Source organism: Streptomyces sp. NPDC052107 (assembly GCF_040680215.1).
GTDB lineage: Bacteria > Actinomycetota > Actinomycetes > Streptomycetales > Streptomycetaceae > Streptomyces.
Genome location: NZ_JBFAWG010000004.1, coordinates 182,102 through 201,319, shown reverse-complemented (window position 1 = coordinate 201,319; position 19,218 = coordinate 182,102). Strand labels below are relative to the sequence as shown.

Sequence of the window (19,218 nt, the reverse complement as noted above, 5' to 3'; positions counted from 1 at the left end):
GGTCAGAGCGCGTCCGGGCCGCGCTCGCCGGTGCGGACCCGTACGGCCGTCTCGACCGGCAGGGACCAGACCTTGCCGTCACCGATCTTGCCGGTGCGGGCCGCCTTGACGATGACCTCGATCAGCTGCTCTGCGTCGTCGTCCTCGGCCAGGACCTCTATGCGGATCTTCGGGACCAGGTCGACGGTGTACTCGGCACCGCGGTAGACCTCGGTGTGGCCCCGCTGACGACCGTAACCGCTGGCCTCGGTGACCGTCAGGCCGTGGACGCCGAAGGCCTGCAGGGCCTCCTTGATCTCGTCCAGCCGGTGGGGCTTGACGACGGCGGTGATGAGCTTCATGCGTCCACCTTCTTGGTCTGCGTGGCGGCCAGGGCCGGGGCGTGGGCGGTGGAGCCGATGACACCGCCTCCGGCGCCGCTGAAGTCGTAGGCGGTCTCGGCGTGCTCGGCCTGGTCGATGCCGGAGATCTCCTCGTCCTCGGTGACCCGCATTCCGATCGTCTTGTCGAGCAGGAAGGCGAGGACCGCGGAGACGATCAGCGAGTAGGCGAGGACCGCGCCGACACCGGCGAACTGCTTCCACAGCTGGGTGAAGGTGTGGTCGCCGTAAAACACACCGGTCGCGGTGGACTGGCCCTTGCCGGTGGCGAAGAAGCCGATCAGCAGGGAGCCGATGATGCCGCCGACCATGTGGACGCCGACGACGTCGAGGGAGTCGTCGTAGCCGAACTTGAACTTCAGGCCCACGGCCGCGGCGCAGGCGACACCGGCGATGGCGCCGACGGCGATCGCGCCGAGCGGGGAGACCGCGCCGCCGGACGGGGTGATCGCGACCAGACCGGCGACCGCGCCGGAGGCGGCGCCCAGCGTGGTGAACGCGCCGTGCCGGATCTTCTCGTAGGCGAGCCAGGCCAGCATGGCGGCGGCGGTCGCGACCTGCGTGTTGACGAACATCAGTGCGCCGACGCCGTCGTCGTTGCCGAGCCAGGAGCCCGCGTTGAAGCCGAACCAGCCGAACCACAGCAGACCGGCACCGAGCATGACCAGCGGCAGGCTGTGGGGACGCATCGGGTCCTTCTTGAAGCCGACGCGCTTGCCGATGACGAGGATGACGCCGAGCGCCGCCGCACCCGCGTTGATGTGGACCGCCGTACCACCCGCGAAGTCGATCACGCCGAGCTTGTAGGCCCAGCCGTCCGCGCCCCACACCCAGTGGGCGATGGGGACGTAGACGAGCGTCAGCCACAGGGCGATGAACAGCGACCAGGCCGAGAACTTGACGCGGTCTGCGAGGGCGCCGCTGATCAGGGCCGGCGTGATGATCGCGAACATCATCTGGAAGACCATGAACACGAAGATCGGGATGGTGTAGCCGGGCCAGAGCTCCGTCAGACCGATCTTGCGCAGGCCGAACCAGTCGGAGTCCCAGCCGATGAGGCTGTTGTTCGTGCCGAAGGCGAGGGAGAAGCCGTAGAGCACCCACAGAATGGTGACGATGCCCATGCTGATGAAGCTCATCATCAGCATGTTCAGGGTGCTTTTGACGCGGACCATGCCCCCGTAGAAGAAGGCGAGACCCGGCGTCATGATCAGCACCAGGGCAGAAGCTATGAGCATGAAGCCTGTGTTCGCGGCAGACAGCTTGGGTGCCTCCGCGGCAAGCGTGATGGCTGGTGCCATCGGCGTCTCCTCGTCGGTTGGTACGGCCCCGTGCGGGCGGTGCCTGAGCGGTCCGGCGGGTCGTGGGGTGTGGGCCGGTTATGCGCCATGAGATTGGCGCAGCGCGGTTTCGGTGGAAGCCCCTCGTTGTTTCGCCGGGGTGACGAAGGCGCCTGGCGTGTTACGCGTCCATGAACTGCCGGATCTCGACCCTGCCGATCGTTATCGTGACGCAACCTGCTCCAGTCGGCACGTGGCGACACGTGGCGGCACGTACGGAGAAACGGGCCGGCCGCGGCGGCCCTCTCCGATGACCTGGCGTGGGGGAGCCGAGTCGGGCAGTTCGGGAGGACCGGCCGCGGCCGGGGCGGGGGAGCCGGGTGCGTCAGACCGCTTCGGCGGTCTCCGGCAGGTCGACGGCGAGCTGATCGGTGAGGTCGACGACGGCGGCGAGATCGCCGTAGTCCCGGACGGCCGTGTCGACCGTCTTTCGAATACGAGTGTTCACACGCTCGGAGCGGACTTTCCTGGCGATCTCCATGGCCTGGGAGGCATAGGCCGTGCTCCGCTCGGGCTCGCGCTGGAGCAGGTGCACGGTGGCCATGCCGATCAGGTTCAGCGCGTACGACCGCTGGTGCTCGCTGTCCTCCGCGAACTTCTCCACCGCCTTGCGCATCAGTGGCTCGGCGAGGGAGGCGTAGGCGGGGCTGCGTCCGGCGACGTAGGCGAGGTCGCGGAAGGAGTGGGAGTTCTCGCCGTACAGCTCGGCCTCGGAGAAGAAGCGGATCCAGTCGGGGTCCGGCTCGTCCCACTCGTCGGCGTCGGCGAAGGTGTCCTCGGCCATGCGGACCGCGCGCTTGGTCTTGCCGGGCTGGCCCATGTTGGCGTAGGCACGGGCCTCCATCGCATACAGCATGGACTGGGTGCGCGGGCTCGCGCAGTCGCGGCTGCCGTACTGGGCGAGGTGGATCAACTCCAGGGCGTCGTCGGGCCGGCCGAGATGGATCATCTGGCGGCTCATGCTGGAGAGGATGTACGAGCCGAGGGGCTTGTCACCGGCCTCCTTGGCCGCGTGCAGGGCGAGGACGAAGTACTTCTGCGCGGTGGGCTGGAGGCCCACGTCGTACGACATCCAGCCCGCCAGTTCGGCGAGTTCGGCGGCGACCTTGAAGAGCTTTCGGGCGGTGGCCTCGGGCTGGGGTTCCTGGAGCAGGTCGGTGACCTCGTGCAACTGGCCGACGACCGCCTTGCGGCGCAGGCCGCCACCGCACTGGGCGTCCCACTGGCGGAACATCCGCGTGGTGGACTCCAGCAGGTCCAGCTCGGGCTTGGACAGCCGGCCGGGCCTGCGGGGGTCGAGGACGGGCTCCGGCTCGGCGGGGGCCGCGGAGGTGGGGCTCGGGACGAGCCAGCGCTGCATGGGCTCGATGAGGGAGGGACCGGCGGACAGTGCCAGCGAGGTGCCGAGGAAGCCGCGCCGGGCCAGCATCAGGTCGCTGCGCGAGAACTCACTGAGCAGGGCGACCGTCTGCGGGGCCGTCCAGGGCAGGTCGACACCGGACGCGGAGGGTGACTGGCGGGCGGCGCGCAGGCCGAGGTCCTCGATGGAGACCACACAGCCGAAGCGCTCGGAGAACAGCTCCGAGAGGATGCGCGGGATCGGCTCGCGCGGGTTCTCCCCGTCCAGCCAGCGGCGCACGCGCGAGGTGTCGGTGGAGATGTGGTTGGCACCCAACTGGCGTGCCCGGCGGTTCACTTGGCGGGCCAGCTCGCCCTTGGACCAGCCGCTCCGCACGAACCACGAGCCGAGCAGGTCATTGGGGCGCCTGTCAGCGTTCGCTCCACTACCGCCGTTGCCGCTCACTGGAACGCCCCCATCCCTGAGACCACTTGTCGTCGAGTGCGCCAAGCCTTATCAGAATGCCGGTAAATACGGCCTCTTGTCCGCCGGTTCTCACCCTTCGAACGAGCTGGCGCCTCGCCTCCGGCATACCCATCCATGCATATGCCGACCGGACTCGCGCACTCACAGTAATCCTACGATCACCCGCCCAACCACCGGGATCCCGGAAACGCCACCATTCGCCACCCCTTCGAATGAACTCACAGTCGGCAGCACGCGATTCACTTGACATAGGACGGCCGGAAGTGGGCGGAGTGATGCACACGAGGGCGCGAATACCCCAATGCGCCACCCGTTGCACCTCAAGGCGCCGCCTTAGCCTCGCGGCGACCGGGGAAGGCGGAGCCGTAGTGTTACGTTCCGCTTCCGTCTCGTTCCGTGGCGTAACCACCGGCGCGCTGGACCCGTTGGAGGGGGCATGGGCTTCACGATCGGCGGCATTCGCGAGATCCGCTCCGGCACGCGTCGGCGCGGCCGTTCGTCGGAGTGCACCGCCGTCGCCGAGTTCACCGGACTGTGGGGCTGGGACGTGGTGGCGGGAGCCCGGGCCGCGGCGGGCGTCTGCTCGTGCGGACGCGCCGACTGCGCGGCGCCGGGCGCGCATCCGCTGGAGTTCGCGGCCCAGGTGCCTGCCGGGGCCACGCTGGACGAAGTGAGCAGGGCCTGGTCGGAGGTGCCGGGCGCCGCGGTGATGCTGCCGGTGGGCCGGGCGTTCGACGTCGTCGAGGTCTCCGAGGCCGCCGGCCGCCGCGCCCTGGCCCGCCTGGAGCGGATGGGTCTCCCCCTCGGTCCGGTGACGGCCACCCCGGAGGGCCGCGCCCACTTCTTCGTCGCGACCGGCGCCGCCGCGGAGCTCCCCCGGCTGCTCTACCGCATGGGCTGGGACGACCCCTCGGCCCTGGACCTGCGCGGCCTCGGCCCCGGTACGCACATCACCGCGCCGCCCTCCGACCGGGGCGGCCTGGGGCCGGTGCGCTGGCTGCGCCCACCCGCACTGGACTCGGCGACCCGGCCTCCGGCCGCGCGACTGCTGCTGGGCACGCTGGCCTATGTGGCCCACCGGTCGCGAGCGGGGGCCTGATCAGCCGCACGCGCGCCCGGCAAGACGAAGCGCCCGTCCCCAACTGCACCTTGGGGCGGGCGCTTCTTGTCAGCCGTCGCGGTCGATAACCAGTCAGTCACCGATCAGGGCGTCCACGAACGCGTCCGGCTCGAACGGCGCGAGGTCGTCCGCGCCCTCGCCGAGGCCGACCAGCTTGACCGGGACGCCCAGCTCGCGCTGGACCGCGACGACGATGCCACCCTTGGCGGTGCCGTCCAGCTTGGTCAGCACGATGCCGGTGATGTCCACGACCTCCGCGAAGACGCGGGCCTGCACCAGGCCGTTCTGGCCGGTGGTGGCGTCCAGGACGAGCAGCACCTCGTCGAGCGGCGCGTGCTTCTCCACGACCCGCTTGACCTTGCCGAGCTCGTCCATGAGGCCGGTCTTGGTGTGCAGGCGGCCGGCGGTGTCGATGAGGACGACGTCGACCCCCATCTCCTTGCCTTCCTTGACCGCGTCGAAGGCGACGGAGGCGGGGTCGCCGGCCTCCGGCCCGCGCACGGTGTAGGCACCGACCCGCTCGCCCCAGGTCTGCAGCTGGTCGGCGGCGGCGGCGCGGAAGGTGTCGGCGGCGCCCAGGACGACGGTGCGGCCGTCGGCCACGAGCACGCGCGCGAGCTTGCCGGTGGTGGTGGTCTTGCCGGTGCCGTTGACGCCGACGACCATCACGATGCCGGGCTTGCGGTCCGCGGGCTCGGTCTTGACCGTGCGGTCGAAGTCCGTGCCGACGACCTTGAGCAGCTCCTCGCGCAGCAGGCCGCGCAGCTGCTCGGGGGTGCGGGTGCCGAGTACCTTCACGCGCTCGCGCAGGCTCTCGACCAGCTCCTGGGTGGGCTGCACACCGACGTCGGCGGTGAGCAGTGTGTCCTCGATCTCCTCCCAGGTCTCGTCGTCCAGGTGCTCCCGCGAGAGCAGCGTGAGCAGGCCCTTGCCGAGGGCGGTCTGGGAGCGGGACAGGCGGGCGCGCAGCCGGACCAGCCGGCCCGCGGTGGGCTCCGGGATCTCGATCTCGGGAGCCTCGACGGCAGCAGGGGGCTCCTCCACGACGACCGGTGCGGGGCCGCCGGGGAGATCCACCTCCTCGATGGTGCGGCGCGGTTCTTCGCGCGGCGTCTCGGCCTCTTCGCCGATGTGCGGCTCGGCCGGGGGCGCGGTGATGTCGGGCGTCTTCGGAGGCGGCGGAGGCAGCGGCTTCTTGCGCCGGGTGCCCACCACCAGCCCGCCGAGCGCCACGAGCACGACCACGGCGATGACTACAGCAAGGATGACGGTTTCCATAACGGCTCCAGTATGCGTGACCTCCTGCGCGGTCAGTCGTTCCCTGATCAGGGCCGCGTGCCCTCGGGCCGGGCTGGCCCGCCGCCCGTTCGTCCTGGCGGGAAGACCCCATGGGCGGAGTCACAACGCGTCCAGTATCAGGACGAGAGGACGCGCGCGGTGGGCTGTGACACGCCCTCGCCGCAGAGAAGGCGTTTGTGGCTTCCTCTGAGAGACAAACGCCACTTAATGCGACGACTCAGAGCAAAGTACGATGGCGGCGACTCTATTGACGCGCGTAGAGTCCCGACCGTCCCCGTCCCCCCACGTCTGGTGCCCCTTTTTCATGAGCAAAACCGTCGAGACCGAAGGCGCTCTCGAGACCCGAGGTATCGAACAGGTCCCCGATCACGAGCGCACCGCGAAGACCCGTGATCTGTTCCCCACCTGGGTCGGCGCCAACATCAGCGTGCTGCTGCTGACGATGGGCGCGAGCCTCGTCGTGGCGTACCACCTGAACATCTGGCAGGCGCTCGTCGTCGCGGTGGCGGCGCCGATCGTGTCGTACGGCCTGGTCGGTCTGATCGGTATCGCGGGCAAGCGCGGTGGCGCGCCAGGCATGGCGCTCTCGCGCGCGGTCTTCGGCCAGCGCGGCAACCTGCTGCCCGGTTCGCTGATCTGGGTCGCACGCTGGGGCTGGGAGACGATCAACGCGGTCACCGGCGCCTACGCGATGCTCACCATCCTGGACATCCTGTTCGGGCTGAAGGCCAACAGCGTGCTGGACATGGTGACGCTGCTCGTGTTCGTGGTCGCGACCTTCGCGATCTCCGGTCTCGGCATCAACGCCGTACAGAGGTGCAACAAGTACGCCACGTACCTCTTCGCTGTCTTCTCGGTGCTGGTCCTGGTCTACCTGGTGGCGAACACCGACTGGTCGAAGGTCATGCACCACAGCGCCGGTTCGACGGCCGCGGTGATCACCGGGATCGGCATGATCGCGGCCGGCGGTGTCAGCTGGATCCCGTCCGCGCCGGACTTCACCCGCTATCTGCCGCGCACGGCGTCCTCGAAGGCGATCGTCGGCACGGCGGTCGGTGGCGCCGGCGTCGTCGTGCTCCCCATGGTCCTGATGGGCGCGGTGATGGCGGTCGCCACGCCGGACCTGGCCTCGGCCACCGACCCGGTGTCCTTCCTCGGCGAGATCCTGCCGACGTGGATCGCGGTGCCGTACCTGTTCATCGCGCTGATCGGCATGCTGCTGATCAACTCGATGTCGATGTACTCGGCGGGCTTCACCGCCCAGACCCTCGGCTTCAAGGTGCCGCGCCACTGGGCGGTCTCAGTGAACGCAGTGATCTCGCTGGTCCTCGGCGGTGTGCTGATGCTGGTGGCGACGAGCTTCATGGGCTCGTTCATCGCCTTCCTGTCGCTGCTGGCGGTCGCCTTCTCCGCCTGGGTCGGCGTCTTCGGCGCGGACATGCTGCGCCGCACCGAGTACGACGGCCGCGCCATGACGGACACCACCCGCACCAGCGCCTACTGGTACAAGGGCGGCTTCTCCCCCGCGGCCGTGGCCGCCTGGGCGATCGGCCTGGTGTCGGGCCTGATGTTCACCACCTCGGACTGGTTCACCGGCCCGCTCGCGAAGAACAACGTCATCGGCGAGTACGGCCTCGGCTGGGTCGCCACGATCGTGATCTCGGGCCTGCTGTACCTGGCGCTGCCGAAGCCGGCGGTGACGCGGCCGGCGGAGGTCGTCGAGCGGGCCGAGGAGCGCGCGACCGTCGACGCCTGACGGGCGTCAGCCGGCCGGGCCGCTGTTGTGCAGGGCCGCGCTCGCGCGAAAGCGGAGGCGGGAGCAGCGGTCCCTCGTCTCCTGGTCGGCATCGTCCGGACAGCAGCAGTGCCGGGCGAGCCACCGCAGGTCGTCGGGGTCGAGCCAGAGTGCGACCCGGCCCCGCCCGGCCTCCGCCCGCGGATCGGTGGGTGCGGCGTCGGTCATCCCGCGACCCTACCTCCCGCCCCTCCATGGCTATCTGACGCTGCGTCAGCTACCGTCCCCCTCCACCGCATCGCACCGGAGGGGGACTTCCCATGCCTGTCACGGTCGTCCGTTTCAACCTCGTCGCTCCCGGCGCCACCCCCGCCGCCCTCTCCGCCCGCTACCGGGCCGCCCTGGAGATGGCCGCGTACGCGGACGAGCACGGGATCAGCACCGTGCAGACCGAGGAGCACCACGGCGCCGACAACAACTGGCTGCCGTCGCCGTTCGCCTTCGCGGGCGCGGTGTTCGGGGCGACCCGCCGGATCGCGGTGACCGTGTCGGCGGTGATCGGCCCGCTGCACGATCCGCTGCGGCTGGCCGAGGAGATCGCCGTACTGGACCTGCTGAGCGGCGGGCGGCTGGTGACGGTGGCCGGAATCGGCTACCGGCCCGAGGAGTACGCCCTGTTCGACGTCGACTTCAATCGCCGGGGCCGGCTCCAGGACGAGCTGCTGGAGACCCTGCTCAAGGCGTGGTCCGGCGAGGAGTTCACCTACCGGGGCCGTCCGGTACGGCTCACCCCGCGCCCCTTCACCGATCCGCACCCCCTCCTCCTGGTCGGCGGCTCCTCCAGGGCCGCCGCCCGCCGGGCCGCCCGGCTCGGCCTGCCGTTCTTCCCGAGCGCGCATCTGCCGGAGCTGGAGTCGTACTACAAGGAGAAGCTCGCCGAGTACGGCACCGAGGGCTGGGTCATGATGCCCGCGGCCGAGACTCCGCTGCTGCACATCGCCGAGGACCCGGACCGGGCGTGGGCGGAGTACGGCGAGCACTTCCTGCACGAGGCGCGGACGTACGCCTCCTGGCAGTCGGACCGGATCCGCTCGGCGGTGAAGTCGGCGGCCACGACGGTGGAGGACCTGCGCGCGGAGGGCGTGTACCGCATCCTCACTCCGGAGGAGTGCGTGGCGCTGGATGCCGACAGTCTCGTACTGCATCCGCTGGCGGGCGGGATGCCGGTGCAGGAGGGGTGGCGCAGCCTCAGGCTCTTCGCGGAGCGGGTGCTTCCGGTGCTGGAGGATCGAGCCGCGCGATGAGCGCGCGGCCGAGCCGCTGGAGGTCCTCGTCGTGGTCGACGCTGCGGAACCGGCCGCCGCGCCGGGGCAGGGACAGTTGCTCGCGGAGCAGGGGCAGGGCGGGCCGGGCCACGCGGGCGTCCATCCGGTCCAGGCACGCCACGACGTGGTTGGCCGTCGAGGGGTTCTGTGCCCAGGCCTGGAGCAGGGTGTCCAGGACGGCCGGTGCCTCGGCCTCACCGCCGATCTCCCAGAGCGCTGCCGCGCAGTGCACCCGGACCCATTCGTAGGCGTCCGTCAGCAGCTCGCGCAGCCGGGGCAGTGCGGCCGCGGCGGGCGGGCCGATCTCGCCGAGCACATCGGCCGCCTCGGAAACGATGCTGTCGTCGAGGAGGCCGAACAGCAGCGGCATGACCTCGGCCGGATCGCCGCCGACGGCCCACAGCGCGGCGACGGCGGCGGGCCGTACGTGCACGTGGGTCGCGGCGGTCAGTGACCGGATCGCATCCAGTGCCTCCGCTGCCGCCGGGCCGAACGCCCGGAGCGTCTTCAGGGCCGAGCAGATGACACCGGTCCGCTCATGACGCACCGCGGCACCGAGCGTGTCCACGACGACGGGCAGCGCCGCCGGGTCTGCCGGCGCGGCCAGGGCGGACAGGAGCGCGTTGACGCTCATCTCGGTCCACTGCTCGGCGACGTCGAGCCGGCGCAGATGGTCGCAGAGCCTGGGCACCAACTCGTCCGCCGCCTGCGGCAGATCCCGGGCGACCTGGATCGCGCGCCAGGCGTCGACGTCGCTGTCCAGCGCGGTCAGCAGACTCGGCAGCGCCCGTGCGTCACCGAGCCGGGCCAGCGCCCGGACGGCCTCCTGGTGGGCCTTGCGCAGCTGCGGCTCGGAGGCGGCCCACACATCGGGTCCGTGCACGGCCCGCTGGGCGGCGACGTGCGCGGCGAGGGCCTCCCGGGCCGGCCCGGCGATCGGGTGGCAGGTCTCCAGGACGGCCGCGGCCTCGGCGGCGATCTCGTGCTCGGCCGCGCTGAGTCGGTCGGCGACCAGCAGGACGAGCTGAGTGTGGTCTCCGCGCCAGGCGCGCATCAGCTCGCCGCTCATGCGGATGGCGTCCAGGCGGGCGCCGGGATCCGGGCTGCTCAGCTGTTCCGCGAGCAGCGCCGAGCGCTCGGGCACCCGTGCCCCCAGCACCTCGTGGAAGGTGCGCAGCAGATCGGTCGTCGGCGCGTGTACGCGCGTGTGCCGGTCGAGATCTTCGAAGGCGGCGACTATCTGGGGCGGCACTCCCCCGGCCGGGGCGGCCGGGCGGGGCGGAGCCTGCCGGAGCCGCGGCACGGCCGTGGCGCGCGCCGTCTCGCGCAGCAGGCCGACGGCGGCCGGTACGACGTCCTCGCCGATCCGGTCCGGGGCACAGCGGGCCCGCTGGACCAGGGCCGCGAGCCGGGTCGCCGGGTCCATGGCCGGGTCGGCGGCGATCCCGGCGAGCCAGGCCGTCACCTGCTCCGCGGCGGCCGGCAGGCGCAGCGCCAGGGTCGCCGCCGCCTCGATCAGCAGCCGCGCCGCGATCCCGGACTCGGCGGACAGCCGGTCGCGGAGCACTTCGGCGGCCCGGTCGGCGTCGTCGAGGAAGAGCCCCACCCCGGGGATCGCGGCCAGGCGCACGCACGGGTCGGGGTCGCGGGCGAGCCCGGCGAACGCCACACCACGGTCGCGCAGGAAGGACACGGCCCGCGCATAGCCCATGGTGGGGTAGTACTCGATCTCGGTGCCGTCGTCCTCGAAGCCACGGTCGAGGGACTCCCGGCCGATGCCGGCCATCAGCGCGACGACGGCGTCCCGGTCGGGCGTGGTGTCGTCGGTGGCCAGCTCGAACAGGAACGGCAGGCTCGCCGCCGTCGGCGGGTACACACTGCCCTGGTGGTGCACCGCGCCGTAGAACCGGTCGAGGGCCTTGCGGCGTTCCTCCGCGTCTTCGGAGCGCAGCGCCGTCAGCAGCGCCGGGACCTCCTCGGCCGAGCCGTACGCGTGGTCCATCGACGCCCAGTCGATGTCGTGAAGTCCGTCGAACATGTGGATCACTATGCACGGCGCCACTGACAACGGGGGTGCTCCGGAACGACGGGCCGTACGACACCGCCGCCCCCGGTCCGGGCAGTGGCCGGAGCGGGGGCGGCGGATGGTGCGAGGAGAGGGCAGCGGGGACTTGGCCCTGCTCCTCGGTCTCGGAGGGCCTCCTTCGGGAAGGTCAGCCCATCTCCTCCAGCGCCTTGCCCTTCGTCTCCTTGACGAACTTCAGGACGAACGGGATCGAGAGCGCGGCGAAGACCGTGTAGACGATGTAGGTGCCGGACAGGTTCCAGTCGGCCAGCGACGGGAAGCTCGCGGTGATGGCCCAGTTGGCGATCCACTGCGCTGCGGCGGCCACGCCCAGGGCGGCGGCGCGGATCTTGTTCGGGAACATCTCGCCGAGCATGACCCAGACCACCACACCCCACGACAGGGCGAAGAAGAGGACGAACACGTGGGCGGCGATCAGGGCGACCCAGCCCTGGGTGCTCGGGAGTCTGCCGTCGACGAGGTGGTACGAGAACGCCCAGGCCTCCAGCGCCAGACCGACGGCCATGCCGACCGAGCCGATGAGGGCGAGCGGCTTGCGGCCGACGCGGTCCACGAAGATCATCGCGATCACGGTGCCGATGATGTTGATGATCGACGTCGTGAAGGAGTAGAAGAACGAGTCCGCCGGGTCGACACCGACCGACTGCCACAGCGTCGAGGAGTAGTAGAACGCGACGTTGATGCCGACGAACTGCTGGAAGACCGACAGACCGATACCGACCCAGACGATCGGCTTGAAGAAGAAGCCGCCGCCGAGCAGGTCCTTGAAGGTGGACTTGTGCTCGCTCGTCATCGCGTGCTCGATCTCGGCGACGCGGGCTTCCAGGTCGACGTCCTTGCCCTCGACCTCGGCGAGGATCTCCTTGGCACGCTCACGCTTGCCGACGGAGAGCAGGAAGCGCGGGGACTCGGGGATCGCGAAGGACAGCATGCCGTAGAGGACGGCCGGGACGACCATGACGCCGAGCATGACCTGCCAGGCCTCCAGGCCCATCAGGTGACCGCGCTGGTTGCCGCCGGCGGCGTTCAGCAGGCCCCAGTTGACCAGCTGGGAGATGGCGATGCCGACGACGATCGCGGCCTGCTGGAAGGAGCCGAGCCGGCCACGGTAGGCGGGCGGGGCGACCTCGGCGATGTAGGCCGGGCCGATCACGGAGGCCATGCCGATGGCGAAGCCGCCGACGACGCGCCAGAGGGCGAAGTCCCAGAGGGAGAAGGGCAGTGCGGAGCCGACAGCGCTGACGACGAAGAGGAGCGCGGCGATCTGCATGACACGGATGCGGCCGATCCGGTCGGCTATGCGGCCGGCGGTCGCGGCGCCGATGGCACAGCCGATCAGGGCGATCGCGATGACCTGGGCGAGGGCCGCGGAGCCGATGTCGTAGCGATCGCGGATGGCCTCGACCGCGCCGTTGATCACGGAGCTGTCGTAACCGAACAGGAAGCCGCCCATGGCGGCGGCCGCCGCGATGAAGATGACGTGCCCGAGATGCTCGGGTTGAGCCGTCCTGGCTCCTTGCTGAGGTGCCTGCGCTGTGCTGGTCACGAAAAACTCCTCGGGCCACGGCAACGCTGCCGGGGTGGGGTGAGCCCTCTTTGGTAGTGATACCTGAAGGTAAAAGCAACGTTGCAGAGACTATGCCTTCAAGTTTCGAAGTCAATAGTCCAGCAGCTATGAGTTTTTCGATGTGTTCGAGGTCTCCATGTTCACTTATTGAACACGGAGTGAGTTGATCTTGAATGGCGACGCTAACGAAGGCGCTGGGAGATGACCTTGGAGACGCCATCCCCCTGCATCGACACGCCGTAGAGCGCGTCGGCGACCTCCATCGTGCGCTTCTGGTGCGTGATCACGATGAGCTGCGAGGTCTCCTGCAGCTCCTGCATGATCCGGATCAGCCGCTGGAGGTTGGTGTCGTCCAGCGCCGCCTCGACCTCGTCCATGACGTAGAACGGGCTCGGCCGGGCCTTGAAGATCGACACCAGCAGCGCCACGGCGGTCAGCGAGCGCTCGCCGCCGGAGAGGAGGCTGAGGCGCTTGACCTTCTTGCCGGGCGGACGGGCCTCCACATCCACGCCCGTGGTGAGCATGTTCTCGGGATCGGTCAGGACCAGACGCCCGTCGCCGCCCGGGAAGAGACGGCTGAAGACGCCCTCGAACTCGCGGGCGGTGTCCCGGTAGGCCTCGGTGAAGACCTGCTCGACGCGCTCGTCGACCTCCTTCACCACCTGGAGCAGATCGGCGCGGGTCTTCTTCAGGTCCTCCAGCTGCTCGCTGAGGAACTTGTGCCGCTCCTCCAGCGCCGCGAACTCCTCCAGAGCCAGCGGGTTGACCTTCCCCAGCTGCTGGTACGCCCGCTCGGCGGCCTTGAGCCGCCGCTCCTGTTCGGCGCGGTGGAAGGTCCTGGGCTGGTTGCGGGGATGCTCGGGGTCGTCCGGCAGCACCTCGCCCTCGGCGGGGGGCGAGGGCGGCACGAGCTGGTGCGGGCCGTACTCGGCCACCAGCCCCTCCGGTTCGACACCCAGCTCCTCCAGCGCCTTGGTCTCCAGCTGCTCTATGCGCAGCCGCTTCTCGGCGCCGAGCACCTCACCGCGGTGGACGGAGTCGGTGAGCTTGTCGAGTTCGGCCTTGAGGTCGCGGCCCTGGGTGCGTGCGGTGGTCAGCTCCTGTTCCCGTCGAGCCTTCGCGGCCTCGGCGGCGGTGCGTTCCTGCTCGGCGCGGGCGAGGGACACCTCGATGTGCGCGAGCAGCTGCCGGGCGCCGGAGGCGACGGCCTCGGCCACGGCCGCCTCGTGCCGCAGCCGGGCGCGGCGCTGCTCGGCACGCACGCGTGCCTCGCGTTCCGCGCGGGCGGCCCGGTCGAGCGAGTCGGCCCGCCCGGCCAGCCCCTTGACCCGCTCCTCGTGGGTACGGACCTGGAGGCGGGCCTCCATCTCGGTCTGCCGGGCGTTGGCACCGTCGGCGGCGAGCCGGTCGCGTACCGAGGTGTCCGGTTCCTCCTCGACCGGCATCTCCTCGGCGACCGCCAGCCGCTCGGCCAGCTCCTCGGCCTCCTGTACGGCCTTCTCCAGCGCCTCCTGCGCGCGTGCGGCGGCCGCGGCCGACCGCTCGGCCTCGCCTGCGGCGCCCCGGGCCTGCCCGGAGAGCCGGCCGAGCTGCTGGGCGACGGCCGACTTCTCCCGGTCCGCAGCGCGACGCCGCTCCGCGAGTTCCTCCACGAGGGTGGCGGCCTCGGTACGCCGTTCCGCTGCCGCCCGCTGCTCCTGGGCCAGCTCCTCACACCGCACCGCCAGCTCGGCCAGCTCGGCCGCGGCCTCGTCGACGGAGGCCTGCACCTCCAGCAGGCTCGGCACTCCCGCCGATCCGCCGTGTGCGAAGTGGGCGCCGAGGAGGTCGCCTTCGGCGGTCACGGCGGTGAGTTCCGGGTGCGCGTAGACGAGGTCCTCGGCGTCCTCCAGGGTGCCTACGACGACGATTCCTCGCAGGAGGCGGTGGACGGCGGGCATGAGGTCGACGGGGCCGCGGACCAGGTCGGCGGCGGAGAGGGGGCCGCCTGGTGGTGGGGCGTCTGCGGGTGCGTTGTGGCTGGTCGCGGAGTTCCCCGCCGGGCGCTCCGCGGGGAGTGCCGTCGTGGGCAATCGGTCGTCTGCCGGTGCATTGTGTCTGGGCGCGCCGTTCCCCGCGCCCCTCTGGGGCGCTGGTCCGCCGTCGTCGTGTGCTGCGTCGTCGTGGTTGAGCGCGCCGTTCCCCGCGCGCCTTTGGGGCGCTTCCGCCGCCAGCAGGAGTGCTGCCCTGCCCCCGTCCTGTTTGCGGAGCAGGCGGATTGCCTCGGCTGCTGCTGCCGGGGTCGTCACGGCGATCGCGTCCGCTGCCGCGCCGAAGGCTGCGGCCAGGGGGACCTCGTAGCCGGGGGTGACCGTCAGGAGTTCCGCCGCTGGGCCCAACACTCCGGTGAGGCGGTCGCGGGCGCCGAGGAGTATGCCGGTGCCGTCCTTGCGGCGCAGGCCCAGTGCCAACGCCTCGTGGCGGGCCTGGGTCGCGGCGCGGGTGCGCTCGGTGGTGGTGAGGGCCTCGCGGGCCGCGCTCAGGGCGGCGTCGGCCTCGGTGAGCCGGCGCTTGGCCGCCTCGTGCTGTTCGGCCAGGTCCGCGTCGTCGGCGTCCAGGCCGTCCACCTCGGCCTTCAGCGCCTCGTACTCCTCCTGGGCGCGCACCGCGCGTTCCTGTGCCTCGTCGCGGGCCGTGGCCAGGCGGTCGATCTCGGCCTGGGCGGAGGCCGCGCGGGAGCGGGCCGCGTTGACCTGGCCGGACAGGCGGGCCAGGCCTTCGCGGCGGTCGGCGATGGCGCGGGCGACATCCTTCAGCCGGCGTTCCTCGACGGCCAGCTCCCGCTCCAGTTCGGCGCGGTGGGCGACCGTGTCGTCGAGTGCGTGCTGGGCCGCCTCCAGGGCCGCCTCCAGCTCGGCCTCCTGCTCACGGATGCGGGCGGCCTCGCGCTCCAGGTCCTCGGGGTCGCGGCCGCGCCGCTCGTCGGGGGGCGCGGACGTCGCGCTCTTCACGCGCGCGTCGGCCAGCGAGATCGTGCCCCGGACACGCTCGGCCAGCTGGGACAGCTCGTACCAGGTCTGCTGGGCGCGCTGGAGGCGGGGCGTGAGCTGCCGTACCTCGTCCTCCAGGAGGCCCTCGCGGTGCAGGGCCCTCTTCAGCTCCTGCTCTGCCGACTCCTTGCGCTCCTTCAGGGCGGCCTCGTCGGCGATCTCGGCCTTGAGGGCTTCCCGTAGGCGTACCAGGTCGTCGGCCAACAGGCGCAGGCGTGCGTCACGCAGATCCGCCTGGATCACGGCGGCCCGTCTCGCCACCGCCGCCTGCCGGCCCAGGGGCTTGAGCTGGCGGCGCAGTTCGTCCGTCAGGTCCTGCACGCGCGCGAGGTTGGCCTGCATGGCGTCCAGCTTGCGCAGGGCCTTCTCCTTGCGCTTGCGGTGCTTGAGGACGCCGGCCGCCTCTTCGATGAAGGCGCGGCGGCCCATCGGATCGGCGTGCAGGACGGAGTCGAGCTGGCCCTGGCCGACGATGACGTGCATCTCGCGGCCGATGCCCGAGTCGGAGAGGAGTTCCTGGATGTCCAGGAGGCGACACGTGTCGCCGTTGATCTGGTACTCGCTGCCGCCGTTGCGGAACATGATCCGCGTGATGGTGACCTCGGCGTACTCGATGGGCAGCGCGCCGTCGGAGTTGTCGATGGTCAGGGACACCTCGGCGCGGCCCAGCGGGGGGCGGCCGGTGGTGCCGGCGAAGATGACGTCCTCCATCTTGCCGCCGCGTAGCGACTTGGCGCCCTGTTCGCCCATGACCCAGCTGAGCGCGTCCACGACATTGGACTTGCCCGAGCCGTTCGGGCCGACGACACACGTGATCCCCGGCTCGAACCGGAGCGTGGTCGCCGAGGCGAACGACTTGAACCCGCGGAGGGTCAGGGCCTTGAGGTGCACGCCGCTGGACTCTACCTGGCGCCGCTATCTCACTCCACGAACACTCGCAACCCCACGGTTTCGCCATTGAACATGCAGGGCACACCGTACGTTAAAGACGGTGAAAGGATGCGCGGGGCAAGAAAGAAGGGACGCCGAAGCGTCCCTTGCAACTCTGACGGCCGGGTTTCGGTCGTCCGATCAACTGAGCGGTTGATACGGCAGCCAGATCGCTGCGACTGCTGTCGTGGAGCGATGCAGTGATCAGGTGAGCGCAGGCTCCGCCTGGTGTGCGTCGATGCTCTCCATGATCCTGTCCTGAGAGGCGGCAGCCGTCAGCGCTTCGTTCTCCGCCTGAATCCGGACGAGCTCGGACTCCAGGTCCTGGACGCGCTGCTGCAGCCGTCGCATCTCGGCGAGGAGTCGAGGGTCGGAGCCGCCGACGTAACCGAGAAGCGCCTTTGCCATGATGGATGGTCCTCCACAATGAGTGACCGACCGATGCGGTGTGGGTCGTGAGGGATTGCACCCGCGGTGCTTGGCACATCCGGGTGTTGCTCTGCTGTTGCTCCATGCCAAACAGCTAAGGTGCGCGGGGCTTTCAGCGTCTCACCAAAAAGTTTGACGGTCAACACGATCACGCCCTGTATTGGCGGGCAAACCGGGGCGCGCGGCCGGAAAAACGGCGGCGCAGCGAGTCATCCGGGGCCCTCAGGACGTGACGATCAGCTGTTCCTGCGGAGCCTGCCATGCCGGGCCGTTCTTGGCAACCACCAGGTCGTTTCTGCTGGGCGCATGTGCCCCCGGCAGCTCCCCGTGCGCCCGCCTGCGCGCCTTTACAGAATCGGTTCAGCGGATGGCGAAGCCGTCGTAGCCGCCGCGGGGTGTGTCCCAGATCTCGGTGACTCCGTCCACGTGCCCGGGCGTGTCGTCGCCCTGGAGCCAGTCGAGCAGCCCCTTGCACCCGTCGCGCGAGCCCTCCGCGACGACTTGGACGCGGCCGTCGGCCAAATTGAGAGCAAAACCACTCAGGCCGCCGATCTCCAGCGCCTTGGCCCGCGTGAACCAGCGAAAACCCACACCCTGCACGCGTCCACGCACCCAGGCCACCAGTCGTACATCCTCACTCATGGGTGCAACCTAACCGGCCGATGTCGCTCGGGACACATCGCCCGTCGGCGGCATGCGGTAGCGTCCCGCCCGATGAATCTCATATGAAACTCACTCGTTCGAGTGAGTCGGGTTGGCCATGAGGAGTGACTCGCCACGCAGGCGCCGGTCGACCGCGAGGACGAGGAAGAGGGCAAGGACATGGGACGCCATCGCCGCTCCGCCGCTGGCCGCGCCGCCACGAACCACGCAACGGGGGGCACACACGCTCGGCGGTCCACCACCGGGAGCGGCGCCCCGCGGGACTCCTTCACGGTTGAGCCCTGGCAGGACTCGTTCACCGGTGAGCCCTGGCAGGACTCGTTCACCGGTCAGCCGTGGCAGGGCTCGTACGCGGGTGGCGTCCGGCAGGGGTCGTACGTGGGTGAGGCCTGGCAGGACTCGTACCCGGGCGAGATCGTCCCTGGTGAGGTCATCCGGCGCGAACCGGCGCCCCGGGGCATCGCGCCGTACCTGAACCCGGAGGCCTACACCCCGGCGACCGGTCTGCGGCCGCTGGAGTACGCCGACGCGACCGCCAGGGCGCACGCCTATCTGTTCGCGGCGGAGGGCGACGGCCCGGGCGGCTCCCAGGGCGGTGACTTCAACCCCGCCGGCTGCCCCTCCTCCGGCCACCGGCGGCGGAAGAAGGCCGCGAGGCGGCCGGTGCCTGCGGGTCTGCTCGGGGTGTCCGTGGCCGTGGCCCTCGGTACGGCCGCGGTGGCCACCGGCGTCGTGCCGGGTCTGCAGAACTACAGGCTCGGCGGCGCCACGCACACCACCGGCAGCGAGCGGGTGCAGGCGGTGGACACGCCGAGCAACACGGCCGCCGAGCAGGGCGGCACCTCGGGCAGCGCCGACAACCCCGGGGGTGGCGCCGGCCTGAACTCCGGGGGCTCGGCGTCCCCGAGCCCGTCCGCCTCCGCGTCGGAGTCGGCGTCCGCCTCGGCGTCGGCGCCGGCCTCTCCTACGCCCACCCCGTCGAAGACGGCGACCGGGAAGCCGACGCTGCGGGCGACGCCGGCCGGCAAGCCCAAGACCACCCCGTCGCGTACGGCGTCCAAGACACCGAAGGCCCCGAAGACAAGTGCCGCACCGGTGGCGGTCTCCACGGCGAACGCCGCCGAGGCGGAGGTGCTGAAGCTCGTCAACCAGGAGCGGGCGACGGTCGGGTGCAGCCCGCTGGCGGCGAACTCCTCGCTGACCAAGCTGGCCGAGTCGTTCAGCGACGACATGGCGGCGCGGGACTTCTTCGACCACACCGACCCGGACGGCAAGACCCCGTGGGACCGGGCCGCGGTGGCGGGGATCACCGACCTCGGCGGCGAGAACATAGCCCGTGGCCAGGCCGACGCGGCGACCGTGATGCAGGCCTGGATGAACAGCCCCGCCCACCGCGCCAACATCCTGAACTGCGACTTCAAGACCCTGGGCGTCGGCGTCCACTACGGCCCGGGCGGGCCTTGGTGGACACAGGACTTCGGGTACTGAGG

Annotated in this window: 14 protein-coding genes; 4 read left to right on the top strand and 10 right to left on the bottom strand. The window is 70.8% G+C overall.

Going from position 1 to position 19,218, the window contains the following annotated elements:
- Positions 1-2: 2 nt before the first annotated feature.
- The 3 genes from AB0M27_RS06390 to AB0M27_RS06380 all read right to left on the bottom strand — a co-directional run bounded on the left by AB0M27_RS06390 (position 3) and on the right by AB0M27_RS06380 (position 3,524).
- Positions 3-341: a P-II family nitrogen regulator gene (locus tag AB0M27_RS06390; RefSeq protein WP_030990174.1), complete on the bottom strand. Its 339-nt coding sequence runs from the start codon at positions 339-341 to the stop codon at positions 3-5.
- Positions 338-1,681, bottom strand: coding sequence for an ammonium transporter (locus AB0M27_RS06385; protein WP_365718512.1), 1,344 nt, complete (start codon positions 1,679-1,681; stop codon positions 338-340). The genes AB0M27_RS06390 and AB0M27_RS06385 overlap by 4 nt, the downstream gene beginning before the upstream one ends.
- Positions 1,682-2,045: 364 nt before the next feature.
- Complete coding sequence (locus AB0M27_RS06380; protein ID WP_365718510.1) at positions 2,046-3,524, bottom strand: hypothetical protein; 1,479 nt, start codon at positions 3,522-3,524, stop codon at positions 2,046-2,048.
- Positions 3,525-3,981: 457 nt separating this feature from the next.
- Here AB0M27_RS06380 and AB0M27_RS06375 point away from each other — a divergent pair, with 457 nt between their 5' ends.
- Entirely contained in the window at positions 3,982-4,644 is a 663-nt protein-coding gene (locus AB0M27_RS06375; protein ID WP_365718508.1) for a bifunctional DNA primase/polymerase, read from the top strand.
- Positions 4,645-4,737: 93 nt separating this feature from the next.
- Here the strand turns inward: AB0M27_RS06375 and ftsY are convergent, their stop codons facing one another.
- Positions 4,738-5,943, bottom strand: coding sequence for a signal recognition particle-docking protein FtsY (ftsY, locus tag AB0M27_RS06370; RefSeq protein WP_365718506.1), 1,206 nt, complete (start codon positions 5,941-5,943; stop codon positions 4,738-4,740).
- A 325-nt stretch (positions 5,944-6,268) separates the two neighbouring features.
- Between ftsY and AB0M27_RS06365 the strand changes: the two genes are divergently transcribed.
- Complete coding sequence (locus AB0M27_RS06365; protein ID WP_365718504.1) at positions 6,269-7,720, top strand: cytosine permease; 1,452 nt, start codon at positions 6,269-6,271, stop codon at positions 7,718-7,720.
- 6 nt (positions 7,721-7,726) lie between these two features.
- On the opposite strand, the gene AB0M27_RS06360 is transcribed toward AB0M27_RS06365, so the two are convergent.
- Positions 7,727-7,927, bottom strand: coding sequence for a hypothetical protein (locus tag AB0M27_RS06360; protein ID WP_365718502.1), 201 nt, complete (start codon positions 7,925-7,927; stop codon positions 7,727-7,729).
- A gap of 92 nt (positions 7,928-8,019) precedes the next feature.
- Between AB0M27_RS06360 and AB0M27_RS06355 the strand changes: the two genes are divergently transcribed.
- Positions 8,020-9,003 carry an LLM class flavin-dependent oxidoreductase gene (locus AB0M27_RS06355; RefSeq protein WP_365718500.1) on the top strand — a complete coding sequence of 328 codons (984 nt, stop codon included), beginning with the start codon at positions 8,020-8,022 and terminating at the stop codon, positions 9,001-9,003.
- Here the strand turns inward: AB0M27_RS06355 and AB0M27_RS06350 are convergent.
- The 5 genes from AB0M27_RS06350 to AB0M27_RS06330 form a co-directional block, all read right to left on the bottom strand.
- A complete protein-coding gene (locus AB0M27_RS06350) occupies positions 8,948-11,062 on the bottom strand; it encodes a HEAT repeat domain-containing protein (protein ID WP_365718498.1) in 2,115 nt (704 codons plus the stop codon). The genes AB0M27_RS06355 and AB0M27_RS06350 overlap by 56 nt on opposite strands.
- A gap of 175 nt (positions 11,063-11,237) precedes the next feature.
- Positions 11,238-12,656: a sugar porter family MFS transporter gene (locus AB0M27_RS06345; protein WP_365718496.1), complete on the bottom strand. Its 1,419-nt coding sequence runs from the start codon at positions 12,654-12,656 to the stop codon at positions 11,238-11,240.
- A 203-nt stretch (positions 12,657-12,859) separates the two neighbouring features.
- Positions 12,860-16,597: an AAA family ATPase gene (locus tag AB0M27_RS06340; RefSeq protein ID WP_365718494.1), complete on the bottom strand. Its 3,738-nt coding sequence runs from the start codon at positions 16,595-16,597 to the stop codon at positions 12,860-12,862.
- A gap of 243 nt (positions 16,598-16,840) precedes the next feature.
- Complete coding sequence (locus AB0M27_RS06335; protein ID WP_014675251.1) at positions 16,841-17,044, bottom strand: hypothetical protein; 204 nt, start codon at positions 17,042-17,044, stop codon at positions 16,841-16,843.
- A 381-nt stretch (positions 17,045-17,425) separates the two neighbouring features.
- On the bottom strand, positions 17,426-17,707 hold the full coding sequence (locus AB0M27_RS06330; protein WP_365718492.1) for an acylphosphatase: 282 nt from the start codon (positions 17,705-17,707) through the stop codon (positions 17,426-17,428).
- A 180-nt stretch (positions 17,708-17,887) separates the two neighbouring features.
- Between AB0M27_RS06330 and AB0M27_RS06325 the strand changes: the two genes are divergently transcribed.
- Positions 17,888-19,216, top strand: a complete 1,329-nt coding sequence (locus AB0M27_RS06325) for a CAP domain-containing protein (RefSeq protein WP_365718490.1) — start codon at positions 17,888-17,890, stop codon at positions 19,214-19,216.
- The last annotated feature ends 2 nt before the right edge of the window (positions 19,217-19,218 follow it).

Bases quoted from the DNA above. Each gene is read 5' to 3' on its own strand.
- AB0M27_RS06330 (WP_365718492.1), bottom strand. From the start codon at position 17,707: ATGAGTGAGGATGTACGACTGGTGGCCTGGGTGCGTGGACGCGTGCAG.
- AB0M27_RS06325 (WP_365718490.1), top strand. From the start codon at position 17,888: ATGGGACGCCATCGCCGCTCCGCCGCTGGCCGCGCCGCCACGAACCAC.
- AB0M27_RS06355 (WP_365718500.1), top strand. From the start codon at position 8,020: ATGCCTGTCACGGTCGTCCGTTTCAACCTCGTCGCTCCCGGCGCCACC.
- AB0M27_RS06385 (WP_365718512.1), bottom strand. From the start codon at position 1,681: ATGGCACCAGCCATCACGCTTGCCGCGGAGGCACCCAAGCTGTCTGCC.
- AB0M27_RS06390 (WP_030990174.1), bottom strand. From the start codon at position 341: ATGAAGCTCATCACCGCCGTCGTCAAGCCCCACCGGCTGGACGAGATC.
- AB0M27_RS06335 (WP_014675251.1), bottom strand. From the start codon at position 17,044: ATGGCAAAGGCGCTTCTCGGTTACGTCGGCGGCTCCGACCCTCGACTC.
- AB0M27_RS06360 (WP_365718502.1), bottom strand. From the start codon at position 7,927: ATGACCGACGCCGCACCCACCGATCCGCGGGCGGAGGCCGGGCGGGGC.
- AB0M27_RS06365 (WP_365718504.1), top strand. From the start codon at position 6,269: ATGAGCAAAACCGTCGAGACCGAAGGCGCTCTCGAGACCCGAGGTATC.
- ftsY (WP_365718506.1), bottom strand. From the start codon at position 5,943: ATGGAAACCGTCATCCTTGCTGTAGTCATCGCCGTGGTCGTGCTCGTG.
- AB0M27_RS06375 (WP_365718508.1), top strand. From the start codon at position 3,982: ATGGGCTTCACGATCGGCGGCATTCGCGAGATCCGCTCCGGCACGCGT.
- AB0M27_RS06350 (WP_365718498.1), bottom strand. From the start codon at position 11,062: ATGTTCGACGGACTTCACGACATCGACTGGGCGTCGATGGACCACGCG.